The organism is Pedobacter lithocola, assembly GCF_042650845.1.
Taxonomy (GTDB): domain Bacteria; phylum Bacteroidota; class Bacteroidia; order Sphingobacteriales; family Sphingobacteriaceae; genus Pedobacter; species Pedobacter lithocola.
The window spans coordinates 347703-360350 of the sequence record NZ_JBHSBW010000013.1 but is presented as its reverse complement, the minus strand read 5'-3'; the positions used below and the strand labels follow the sequence as shown (position 1 = coordinate 360350).

Annotated in this window: 7 protein-coding genes; all 7 read left to right on the top strand. The window is 36.8% G+C overall.

Going from position 1 to position 12648, the window contains the following annotated elements; all coding sequences use genetic code 11:
- Position 1: 1 nt before the first annotated feature.
- The 7 genes from rplJ to ACFOWA_RS15520 all read left to right on the top strand — a co-directional run bounded on the left by rplJ (position 2) and on the right by ACFOWA_RS15520 (position 12634).
- On the top strand, positions 2–523 hold the full coding sequence (gene rplJ / locus ACFOWA_RS15550) for a 50S ribosomal protein L10 (protein ID WP_123205452.1): 522 nt from the start codon (positions 2–4) through the stop codon (positions 521–523).
- 64 nt (positions 524–587) lie between these two features.
- Positions 588–965 carry a 50S ribosomal protein L7/L12 gene (gene rplL / locus ACFOWA_RS15545; protein ID WP_123205451.1) on the top strand — a complete coding sequence of 126 codons (378 nt, stop codon included), beginning with the start codon at positions 588–590 and terminating at the stop codon, positions 963–965.
- A gap of 157 nt (positions 966–1122) precedes the next feature.
- Positions 1123–4926 carry a DNA-directed RNA polymerase subunit beta gene (gene rpoB / locus ACFOWA_RS15540; protein WP_378986733.1) on the top strand — a complete coding sequence of 1268 codons (3804 nt, stop codon included), beginning with the start codon at positions 1123–1125 and terminating at the stop codon, positions 4924–4926.
- A 92-nt stretch (positions 4927–5018) separates the two neighbouring features.
- Positions 5019–9305 carry a DNA-directed RNA polymerase subunit beta' gene (rpoC, locus tag ACFOWA_RS15535; RefSeq protein WP_378986731.1) on the top strand — a complete coding sequence of 1429 codons (4287 nt, stop codon included), beginning with the start codon at positions 5019–5021 and terminating at the stop codon, positions 9303–9305.
- A gap of 418 nt (positions 9306–9723) precedes the next feature.
- Complete coding sequence (locus tag ACFOWA_RS15530; protein WP_378986729.1) at positions 9724–10035, top strand: DUF3467 domain-containing protein; 312 nt, start codon at positions 9724–9726, stop codon at positions 10033–10035.
- A 77-nt stretch (positions 10036–10112) separates the two neighbouring features.
- Complete coding sequence (locus ACFOWA_RS15525; RefSeq protein WP_378986727.1) at positions 10113–11336, top strand: OmpP1/FadL family transporter; 1224 nt, start codon at positions 10113–10115, stop codon at positions 11334–11336.
- Positions 11337–11347: 11 nt separating this feature from the next.
- Positions 11348–12634 carry a G-D-S-L family lipolytic protein gene (locus ACFOWA_RS15520; RefSeq protein ID WP_378986725.1) on the top strand — a complete coding sequence of 429 codons (1287 nt, stop codon included), beginning with the start codon at positions 11348–11350 and terminating at the stop codon, positions 12632–12634.
- Positions 12635–12648: the final 14 nt, after the last annotated feature.

Below are 12648 nucleotides of genomic sequence, written 5' to 3'. Positions count from 1 at the left end.
CATGAACAGAGAAGAAAAAAACGAAGTAGTTGCAGAACTACAAGGACAAATGCAAGAGTATGGCAATTTTTATATTGCTGATACCTCTAGCCTTTCTGTTGAGCAGGTTAATAATATCCGACGCAAATGTTTTGAAGGTGATATCATTATGAAAGTTGCTAAAAATTCTTTAATTCGCAAAGCGATTGAAGGTTTAGATGGCGATGCATCAGAGATATACGAAGCCCTTAAAGGTTCATCATCATTATTATTCTCAAAAACAGCAAACGCTCCGGCTAAGCTGATTAAAACTTTGAGAAGAACATCTGATAAACCATTGCTTAAAGCGGCATATATAGATTCATCAGTTTATGTTGGCGATGACCAATTGAATAATTTAGTAAGCTTAAAATCGAGAGAAGAGCTTATTGGCGATATCATTGGATTATTACAATCACCAGCTAAAAATGTTGTTTCTGCGCTTAAATCAAGCGGAGGCAAAATTGCAGGAATTGTTAAAACTCTACAAGAAAGAGAAGGTTAACGAACACCTTAAGTTCGCAATTAAACAAAATTATTTTTACGTAAATTTTTAAAATCTTAATAAAATGGCAGATTTAAAATCGTTTGCTGAGCAATTAGTAAACTTAACCGTTAAAGAAGTTAACGAATTAGCTCAAATCTTAAAAGACGAGTATGGTATCGAGCCTGCAGCTGCTGCTGTAGTTGCTGGTCCTGCTGCTGGTGGTGATGCACCTGCTGCTGCTGCAGAAAAAACATCTTTCGATGTAATTCTTAAAGAAGCTGGTGGCGCTAAATTAGCAGTTGTTAAACTTGTAAAAGACTTAACAGGTCTTGGTTTGAAAGAAGCAAAAGACTTAGTTGACGGAGCACCAAAAGAATTAAAAACTGGTGTTACTAAAGACGAAGCAGAAGCTCTTAAAAAACAATTAGAAGAAGCTGGAGCAGTAGTTGAAGTTAAGTAATTACTTAATTTAGCTAAGCTAAAAATGTATTAGACACCGACTGAAAATGTTGGTGTCTTTACCTGTTTATAAACATCTCATTTTGCTTGGTTAATGAGAACGTTTCAAACCCGAACCAAACAAATAGTTTATTCTTAAACTAAAATCTTTTAGTCCATTGGCAAAGACAGTCGAACAAAGAGTAAATTTTGCAACTAGTAAGCACATTATAGACTATCCGGATTTTCTGGATGTGCAATTGCAATCATTCAGAGAATTTTTCCAGATAGATACCACATCAGACGATCGCTCTAGCGAAGGTTTGTTTAAAGTGTTTGCTGAAAACTTTCCAATAACAGATTCAAGAAATATCTTTGTTTTAGAGTTTCTTGATTATTTTGTTGATCCGCCACGTTACGATATACACGAGTGTATTGAGCGTGGATTAACCTACAATGTTCCATTAAAAGCAAAGCTTAAGCTTTCTTGTAACGATGTTGAACATGAAGATTTTGAAACCATTATTCAGGATGTGTACTTAGGTACTATCCCGTATATGACACCAAAAGGTACATTTGTTATCAACGGCGCAGAACGTGTTATCGTTTCGCAATTACACCGTTCTCCGGGCGTGTTCTTCGGCCAAAGCCGTCACACTAACGGAACCAAATTGTATTCTGCACGTGTTATTCCTTTCAAAGGTTCATGGATCGAGTTTGCTACAGACGTTAATAACGTAATGTACGCTTACATCGATCGTAAGAAAAAATTCCCGGTTACCACTTTATTACGTGCTATCGGTTACGATTCTGATAAAGATATCTTAGAACTTTTTGATCTTGCTGACGAAGTAAAAGTTAGTAAATCAGGTTTAAAGAAATACATCGGTCGTAAACTGGCAGCGAGAGTATTGAAGAAATGGGTTGAAGATTTTGTAGATGAAGATACAGGTGAAGTAGTTTCTATCGACCGTAATGAAGTGATTCTTGAAAGAGAAACCGTTTTAGAAGACGAACACATTGATATGGTAATCGAAGCTGGCGTTAAAAGCATCATCTTATCAAAAGAGGATGGCGCAAGTCAGGCAGATTATACCATTATATATAATACATTACAAAAAGATACCTCAAACTCGGAAAAAGAAGCTGTAGAAAACATCTATCGTGCTTTGCGTAACGCAGAACCACCTGATGAGGAAACTGCTCGTGGTATCATTGATCGTTTATTCTTTTCGGATAAACGTTACGATTTAGGTGATGTTGGTCGTTACCGCATTAACCGTAAATTAAAAATGAATACCCCTGATGAGGTAAAAGTTTTAACAAAAGCGGATATTATCGCCATTGTTAAATACTTGATCAAATTGATTAACTCAAAAGAAGAAGTTGATGATATTGATCACTTATCAAACCGTCGTGTACGTACGGTAGGTGAGCAATTGTACGCACAATTCGGTGTTGGTTTAGCTCGTATGGCCAGAACAATCCGTGAGCGTATGAACATTCGCGATAACGAGGTATTTACACCAACTGATTTGATTAACGCCCGTACGTTATCATCAGTTATTAACTCTTTCTTTGGTACAAACCAATTGTCTCAGTTTATGGATCAAACAAATCCATTAGCAGAGATTACACATAAACGCCGTTTATCGGCTTTAGGTCCAGGTGGTTTATCACGTGAACGTGCCGGTTTCGAGGTTCGTGATGTGCATTATACCCACTATGGTCGTTTATGTACCATTGAAACTCCAGAAGGACCAAACATTGGTTTAATTTCATCACTTTGTGTGCATGCAAAAATCAATAATTTAGGTTTCATTGAAACACCATACAAACGTGTTGAAGATGGTAAAGTAGTTGTAGATTCGGATGTTATTTATTTATCTGCAGAAGATGAAGATGGTAAAACCATTGCTCAGGCTAATGCAGAATATGATGATAAAGGTGTATTTACCACGCCACGTGTTAAAGCACGTTACGAGGGTGACTTCCCGATTATTGAGCCTGAGAAATTAGACTTAATGGACGTTGCGCCAAACCAGATTACTTCAATTGCAGCTTCGTTGATTCCGTTCTTAGAACATGATGATGCGAACAGGGCTTTGATGGGATCGAACATGCAACGTCAGGCTGTACCATTGTTACGTCCTGAAGCGCCAATTGTAGGTACAGGTTTAGAAGGTCGTGTTGCTCGTGACTCAAGAACTTTGATCAATGCAGAAGGTAACGGTGTTGTAGAATATGTTGATGCTAATGAAATCACCATTAAATATGACCGTAACGAAGATGATCGTTTGGTTTCATTTGAAGGTGATAGCAAAACTTACCGTTTAATTAAGTTCAAAAAAACCAACCAGAATACTTGTATTAACTTAAAACCAATTGTTAAAAAAGGTCAGAAAGTTACAAAAGGACAAGTGCTTTGCGAAGGTTATGCAACTCAAAATGGTGAATTGGCATTAGGTAGAAACCTGAAAGTGGCTTTCATGCCTTGGCAAGGTTTTAACTTTGAGGATGCGATTGTAATTAACGAACGTATTGTTCGTGATGACGTTTTCACTTCATTACATATTGAAGAGTTTGAGTTAGAAGTACGTGATACTAAACGTGGAGAAGAGGAATTAACACCAGATATCCCTAACGTTTCTGAAGAGGCTACTAAAGACCTTGATGAAAATGGTATTATACGTGTTGGCGCTGATGTAAAAGAAGGTGATATTTTAATTGGTAAGATTACTCCAAAAGGAGAATCGGATCCATCACCTGAAGAGAAATTACTACGTGCAATTTTTGGTGATAAAGCGGGTGATGTTAAAGATGCGTCTTTAAAAACTCCTCCTTCAATCCAAGGTGTGGTAATTGATACTAAATTATTCAGCCGTGCTAAGAAAACTACAAAAGCTGAAGAGAAATCGGCAATTGAGAAATTAGACAAAGGATATACCAATATCACTGAGAAATTAAAAGCAGAATTAGTTGATAAATTATTCACTATTGTAAATGGCAAAACATCTCAAGGTGTATTTAACATTTATAAAGAATTATTGGTTGCTAAAGGCGCTAAATTTACTCAGAAAATTTTAGCAGATCTTGAGTTTACTCACATCAGCCCTAATAAATGGACTACTGATGAGGATAAAAATGAGATGATTAAATTATTGCTTCATAACTACGGTATCCGTGTTAACGAAGAACTAGGAGCTTACAAACGCGATAAATTTGCGATAAGTGTAGGTGATGAGCTTCCATCGGGTATTGTACAAATGGCAAAAGTTTATGTTGCTAAAAAACGTAAATTAAAAGTAGGTGATAAAATGGCGGGTCGCCACGGTAATAAAGGTATTGTTGCACGTATTGTACGTGATGAAGATATGCCTTTCTTAGCTGATGGTACTCCGGTTGATATCGTGTTGAACCCATTAGGTGTGCCTTCACGTATGAACCTTGGTCAGATTTATGAAACTATTTTGGCGTGGGCCGGTCAAGAGTTAGGTGTTAAATTTGCAACGCCAATTTTTGATGGTGCTACACATACTGAGGTAGAAGAGTGGATTGCTAAAGCGGGAGTTCCTGCTTCAGGAAAAACTTACTTATACAATGGTTTAACAGGTGAGCGTTTCGATCAGACCACAACTGTAGGTATTATCTACATGTTAAAATTAGGTCACATGGTTGATGATAAGATGCACGCCCGTTCAATCGGACCATACTCATTAATTACACAACAACCATTGGGTGGTAAAGCTCAATTCGGTGGTCAGCGTTTTGGTGAGATGGAGGTTTGGGCATTAGAGGCATTCGGTGCTGCTAATATTCTTCAAGAGATATTAACCGTTAAATCGGATGATGTTATTGGAAGAGCCAAAACTTACGAAGCCATTGTTAAAGGTGAAAACCTACCAACGCCAGGTGTACCAGAATCATTCAATGTGTTGGTACATGAGTTACGTGGTTTAGGTTTAGATATTACGTTAGATTAAATAGGGTAGAAGGTTTAAGGTATAGGGTACAAGGTTTTTAAACCCTACACCCTACACTTTAAACCCTACACCTTTAACCTTATACAAGAGATATGTCTTACAAAAAGGATAATAAATTAAAAAGCAATTTCACATCAATCACGATTAGCTTATCGTCTCCAGAAATAATTCTAGAACGTTCGAGCGGTGAGGTGTTGAAACCGGAAACCATTAACTATCGTACTTACAAACCTGAACGTGATGGTTTGTTTTGCGAGCGTATTTTTGGTCCGGTAAAAGATTACGAATGTCATTGCGGTAAATACAAACGTATCCGTTATAAGGGTATAGTTTGCGATCGTTGTGGTGTTGAGGTAACAGAAAAGAAAGTACGTAGAGAGCGTATGGGTCATATCGCTTTAGTGGTTCCTGTTGCACATATCTGGTATTTCCGTTCTTTACCTAACAAAATCGGTTATTTATTAGGTTTACCTACTAAAAAATTAGATTTAATTATCTATTACGAGCGTTATGCAGTAATTCAGGCAGGTTTAATGGCTGAAGAAGGTATCAATTATATGGACTTCTTAACAGAAGAAGAATATTTAGATATTTTAGATAAATTACCTAAAGAAAATCAATATCTTGATGATAAAGATCCTAATAAATTCATCGCCAAAATGGGTGCTGAAGCATTAGAAGATTTATTAAAACGTATTAACTTAGATACTTTATCTTACGATTTACGTCACCAAGCTGCTAACGAAACATCTCAACAACGTAAAAATGAAGCTTTAAAACGCTTACAAGTTGTTGAAGCTTTCCGTGGTGCTAATACGCGTATTGAGAATCGTCCTGAATGGATGATTGTTAAAATCGTTCCGGTTATTCCACCAGAATTACGTCCATTGGTACCATTAGAAGGTGGTCGTTTTGCTACGTCAGATTTAAATGATTTATACCGTCGTGTAATTATCCGTAACAACCGTTTAAAACGTTTAATCGAGATTAAAGCACCAGAGGTAATTTTACGTAACGAGAAACGTATGTTGCAGGAAGCTGTAGATTCGTTATTCGATAACTCACGTAAAGTTAACGCGGTAAAAACTGAAGGTAACCGTGCTTTAAAATCACTTTCAGATATCTTGAAAGGTAAACAAGGTCGCTTCCGTCAGAATTTATTAGGTAAACGTGTGGATTATTCAGCTCGTTCGGTAATTGTTGTAGGGCCAAGCCTTAAATTACACGAATGTGGTATTCCTAAAGATATGGCTGCTGAACTTTACAAACCGTTCATTATTCGTAAGATGATTGAGCGTGGTGTGGTAAAAACAGTTAAATCTGCAAAGAAAATCGTTGATAGAAAAGATCCATTGGTTTGGGATATCTTAGAAAATGTATTGAAAGGTCACCCGGTATTATTAAACCGTGCACCAACCTTACACAGACTAGGTATTCAGGCTTTCCAACCAAAATTAATTGAAGGAAAAGCAATCCAGTTACACCCATTAGTATGTACTGCATTCAACGCCGATTTCGATGGTGACCAGATGGCTGTGCACTTACCACTTGGTAACGCAGCAATTTTGGAAGCCCAGGTATTGATGTTGGCAGCACATAACATCTTAAACCCTGCAAACGGTACGCCAATTACAGTACCATCTCAGGATATGGTTTTGGGTCTTTATTACATTACTAAAGGCCGTAGAACAGATGAAACTAGGGTTGTAAAAGGTCAGGATTCAAATTTCTATTCTCCAGAAGAAGTAATTATTGCCTATAACGAGAAAGAATTAGACTTACATGCATTTATCAAAGTAAGGGTAAATGTTAAGCAAGCTGATGGTTCAATCGTTAATAAATTAACTGAAACAACTGTTGGTAGAGTTTTATTCAACCAAATGGTTCCTGAAGAAGTTGGTTATATCAATGAATTATTAACCAAGAAATCTTTAAGAGATATTATTGGTGAAGTAGTTAAAATGACTGGTATGGCTCGTTCTTCTCAGTTCTTAGATGATATCAAAGAATTAGGATTCCGTATGGCTTTCCAAGGAGGTTTATCGTTTAATTTACAAGATGTTAATATTCCTGTAGAGAAACATACATTATTAGAACAAGCAGCTGCTGAAGTTGAAGAGGTAAGAAACAACTATAACATGGGTTTCATTACCAACAACGAGCGTTACAACCAGATTATCGATATCTGGACCCGTATCAACAATAGGTTAACTACATTCGTTATGACTCAGTTATCGTCAGATAACCAAGGATTTAACTCAGTTTACATGATGCTTGATTCAGGTGCACGTGGTTCGAAAGAGCAGATTCGTCAGCTTTGCGGAATGCGTGGTTTGATGGCGAAACCTCAAAAATCAGGTTCAGGTGGTGATATCATTGAAAACCCGATTTTATCGAACTTTAAAGAAGGCTTATCGGTATTAGAGTACTTTATCTCTACTCACGGTGCTCGTAAAGGTTTGGCAGATACGGCGTTAAAAACAGCAGATGCGGGTTATTTAACTCGTCGTTTGCATGATGTTGCTCAGGATATGATTGTTAATTCTGTTGATTGTGGTACTTTAAGAGGTATGTACACGACAGCATTGAAAGATCAGGAAGATATTGTTGAGCCATTATACGACAGGATTTTGGGTCGTACTTCATTACACGATGTTTACAATCCTTTAGATAATACATTATTAGTAAGTGCTGGTGAAGACATTAACGAAGATGTTGCTAAATTAATCGAAGAGTCTCCTTTAGAAGGTATCGAAATTCGTTCGGTATTAACTTGCGAGAATAAGAGAGGTGTTTGTGCATTGTGTTATGGTCGTAACTTAGCATCTGGAAAACGTGTTCAAAGAGGAGAGGCAGTTGGTGTAATTGCAGCTCAATCAATCGGTGAGCCAGGTACACAGTTAACACTTCGTACATTCCACGTGGGTGGTACTGCATCAAACATTGCCGCAGAATCAAACATTGTAGCTAAATTTGATGGTGTTATCGAATTTGAAAATATCCGTACTGTTGATACAAAAACAGAAGATGGTGTTGTACAAGTAGTATTAGGTCGTTCAGGTGAATTCAAAATTGTTGAGCCAGGAAGCGGAAGAATCATTGTAACCAACAACATTCCTTACGGTGCATTCTTATTCGTTAAAGAAGGTGATAAACTTTCTAAAGGTGATAAAATTTGTTCATGGGATCCATATAACGCGGTTATTCTTTCAGAATTTGCCGGTAAAGCACAATTTGATGCAATTATAGAAGGTGTTACTTTCCGTGAAGAATCAGATGAGCAAACTGGTCACCGTGAAAAAGTGATTATTGATACACGTGATAAAACTAAAAACCCATCGGTACAAATCGTTGATAAAAAAGGCGAATTTATTAAAGGTTATAACATTCCGGTAGGTGCCCACGTTTCAGTTGATGAAGGTGAAACTATCCAAACTGGTCAGATTATTGCGAAAATTCCTCGTGCAACTGGTAAAACCCGAGATATTACAGGTGGTTTACCACGTGTAACGGAGTTATTTGAGGCTCGTAATCCTTCAAACCCAGCTGTAGTAACTGAGATTGATGGTGTTGTAACTTTAGGTGGTGTTAAACGTGGTAATCGTGAGATTACAATCGAATCTAAAGATGGTGAAGTTAAAAAATACTTGGTTCCATTGTCTAAACACATCCTTGTACAGGATAATGACTTTGTGAAAGCAGGTATGCCTTTATCAGATGGTTCAATTTCTCCTGCAGATATCTTGTCAATTAAAGGTCCGGCAGCGGTTCAAGAATACTTAGTAAATGGTATTCAAGAAGTTTACCGTTTGCAAGGTGTGAAAATTAATGATAAGCATTTTGAGGTAATTGTTCACCAGATGATGCAGAAAGTTCACATCGAAGATCCAGGTGATACGATTTTCTTAGAAAACAATGCAGTTGACCGTTGGGATTTTGCCGACGAGAACGATGCAATGTACGACAAGAAAGTTGTTGAAGATGCAGGTGATTCAACTGATTTCAAACCAGGTCAAATCGTATCGTTACGTAGATTAAGAGATGAGAATTCTCAATTGAAACGTAAAGATTTGAAACAAATTACGGTTAGAGATGCAAGACCAGCTACAGCAAGTTCTATCTTACAAGGTATTACAAGAGCATCGTTAGGTACTAAATCGTTCATTTCTGCGGCTTCGTTCCAGGAAACTACAAAGGTATTAAATGAGGCAGCAATTGCAGGTAAACGTGATAACATGCTTGGCTTGAAAGAAAACGTAATTGTTGGTCACTTAATTCCTTCGGGAACAGGTGTACGTGGTTACGAAAGAATCATTGTTGGTTCTCAAGAAGAGTACGATAAATTATTAGCTTCTAAACAAGAAGAAGTTGAAGCGTAATTTTTAAATACATTTTAAATTAAGTCCTCCACCAAAAGTGGAGGACTTTTTTATTTGGAATAGATTTTATAATATGTGCGAATGAGCTTTACAGAAATACAACTCTTTCAGATTCTTAAATTGAAACTTGGCGAACTAAAAGGTGGAGATTAGTTTTCAGTTGTAAAGAAGGAAGTTAGAACAGAATTTGATAACCAAAGAGAGATTTTGGCTACTAAAGAGGATACTGCTAATACAAAGGAATATATCTTACAAATAAAATCTGAACTTTCAAAATCAATTTATTCGGTCTTATTCAATTTTTAGCCATAGTTAGTTTTATTAATTTATGATTAAATAGAACTATAAGGCGCCTTATTACAGAAGATTACATTTAATTCCGCTAATACATAGCGGAATTTTTTATTTTTGATACATTATGGAAGAACAACAAAACGAAAATCAATTGAACATAGAGCTATCAGAGGAAATTGCTGAAGGAATTTTTTCAAACTTAGCCATCATAACACATTCCAACACGGAGTTTGTATTAGATTTTATCAGAGTAATGCCAGGATTGCCAAAAGCTAAAGTAAAATCTAGAATTATCTTAACTCCTGAACATGCTAAACGCTTATTATCTGCTTTAGAAGATAATATACAAAAATTTGAAGCTGTTAACGGAAGGATTAAAACTCAAGATGAGCCTCCATTTCCGATGGGCTTCGGAGGGCCAACTGCTCAGGCATAAATATATTTGTACAATTCCTTGCAAATATTTGATTGCTATGTTAGCATAATATATATTTGCTTTATAACCATATATAGATGAGAAAAATTTTATTAAGCGTAATATTATCCGCCCCGTTATGGGTTTTAGGGCAGGGTTTTCAAGTTAATTTACAGGGACAGAAACAAATTGGTATGGCTGGTGCAGGTTCTGCATTAGCTTTAGATGAAGCTTCCGTATTTTTCAATCCAGGTGCCGTTAGTTTTCTAGAAAAGAATTCCATATCTGCCGGAGTAAATCCATTATTATTTAAATCCGTATTTCAGCGGACAGGTTCCAACGTAAATGAGGAAGTAAAAAATAAAATTGCACCACCTTTTGAATTTTATGCAGTTTGGGGTCCAAAATCAAATAAATGGAAATTGGGTTTAGGTGTTTATACTCCCTTTGGTGGCTTGGTAGATTGGGGAGATAATTGGTCTGGCAAGTATGCTTTAACATCATTAAACTTAAAAGCAATTTATATTCAGCCAACTTTGAGTGTTAAAATTACTGACCAAATCGGCATCGGTGCAGGGTTTGTTTACAATCATGGTGATGTTAATTTACAGCGAGCACTTCCGGTTAATTATCCTGATGGACGTTCGGGAAAAGCTACTTTGGATGGAACCGGAAAAGGCTACGGTTGGAATGCAGGTATTTACATTAAAACGCTAAGCGATATCACTTTTGCAATTGTTCACAAATCAAAAGTGATAACAAAGTTAGAAGGTGGCTCGGCAGAGTTTGATGTTCCAAATTCTTTAAGAACTTCTTTCCCGGCAGGTAATACATTTAATGCAGAATTGCCTTTACCAGCAACTACAACTTTAGGCATTGGTATTCCATTATCAAAGAGTACATTATTAGCATTTGATGCGAGCTGGGTTCAGTGGCATATTTATCAAGATTTATCGTTTGATTATGCAACTAATACTAGCGCACTTGCAGATACAAAATCAGCACGTAATTATCGTGATGGCTCATCATTTAAATTGGGTATTAATCATCAAGCTTCAGATAAACTGGCATTAAGAGCGGGTGTTGGATATGCATTTACACCTGTTCAAAATGGATATGTTACTCCAGAGGCGCCAGATGCAGATCGATACATTTTGAGTGCTGGTGCAGGTTATTCAGTAACATCTAAATTTGAAGTTAATGCATCTTTCTTTTTCGAGGATGTTAAATCGCGTAAACAAAAGAATATCGAAACAGGTTTAGATGGTACATTTAAAACTTTAGTTTACGCACCGGGTATTTCTTTAACTTATAAATGGTAGGAGCATCAACAATGAAAAAATATATATTAAATAGTTTTTTAGCAGCTGTAATTCTTTTTGCAGCAGCTTGTAAACCAGAAATTGATACCGTTGCCGGAACTTCTGCAGGGCAAGCAAACTTTAGCAAATACATTGCGGTTGGTAATTCATTAACGTCAGGTTTTGCTGATGGTGGCTTATACCTTGAAGGACAGAAAGTTGCTTATCCAAATCTTATTGCGGCACAGATGACAACCGTTGGAGGTGGGAGTTTTACTTCTCCATTTTTTACAGAGGCTCAAGCTAATGGTTCTGGGTATTTAACATTATCAGCACTTGTAAATGGAACGCCAACTTTAACACCTGTTACCAATAATCTTGCAGTTAGAGATGCATCAGGAAGATTAACAAAATACACCGGAGAGGTACAGAATTTAGGTATACCTGGTATGCGTGTTGATTTAGCATTTGCTGCTCCATTTGGTGCTGCAAACCCTTACCTGGAGCGTTTATTAACAGATACACAGGTTGGTACAGTAAGTTATTTTCAATTTATTCAAGGTAGAAATCATACATTTTTCTCTCTTTGGTTGGGTAATAACGATGCTTTAGGCTACGCAACAAATGGCGGTGTAACAACAGATGCAACAAATGTTTTAACTGATAAATCTACTTTTGCGCTGTTGTACTCGAATTTAGTGAATACATTAACCGCAGGTGGACAAAAGGGTGTTGTAGCTACCATTCCAGATGTAACCTCAATTCCTTATTTTAATACGGTAACCGTGGCAGCATTATTAAATGCCGCAAAAGCAATTAATCCTGCCGCTGCTGCAATATATATCCAAACAGGAACAGGAGCGGTAAGGACTGCAACTGCGGAAGATTTAATTCGTTTACCATTTCAATCTGCTGGTTTATTTGGTGTTCCAAATGCTTCAGGTATGCCTTATGGTTTACACCCTTTAAATCCGATAGCAAACAATTGGGTTTTAGATAAAGACGAAATTGCGAGGATTAAAGATTATGTTTTGAGCTACAATAGCACGATAAAATCATTAGCAGATAGCAAAGGTTTAGCCATTGCAGATACTTATACTTACCTAAACCAAGTTAAAACTGGAATCGTTATTCAAGGTGTTGGTATTAATTCAGCCTTTATTACTGGAGGCGCTTTCTCTTTAGATGGTGTTCATTTAACGCCACGTGGAAACGCAGTTATTGCAAATGTTTTTATTGATGCCATTAATGGAAAATATGGTTCGAACATTCCTACGGTTGATATTACGCAATATAGAGGAGTGAAATTTCCTAACTAACATTTATTTGCTTA

What these genes read in the sequence shown, in the direction of transcription:
- rpoC (WP_378986731.1), top strand. Translation starts at nt 5,019, where the DNA reads ATGTCTTACAAAAAGGATAATAAATTAAAAAGCAATTTCACATCAATC.
- ACFOWA_RS15530 (WP_378986729.1), top strand. Translation starts at nt 9,724, where the DNA reads ATGGAAGAACAACAAAACGAAAATCAATTGAACATAGAGCTATCAGAG.
- ACFOWA_RS15520 (WP_378986725.1), top strand. Translation starts at nt 11,348, where the DNA reads ATGAAAAAATATATATTAAATAGTTTTTTAGCAGCTGTAATTCTTTTT.
- ACFOWA_RS15525 (WP_378986727.1), top strand. Translation starts at nt 10,113, where the DNA reads ATGAGAAAAATTTTATTAAGCGTAATATTATCCGCCCCGTTATGGGTT.
- rplL (WP_123205451.1), top strand. Translation starts at nt 588, where the DNA reads ATGGCAGATTTAAAATCGTTTGCTGAGCAATTAGTAAACTTAACCGTT.
- rplJ (WP_123205452.1), top strand. Translation starts at nt 2, where the DNA reads ATGAACAGAGAAGAAAAAAACGAAGTAGTTGCAGAACTACAAGGACAA.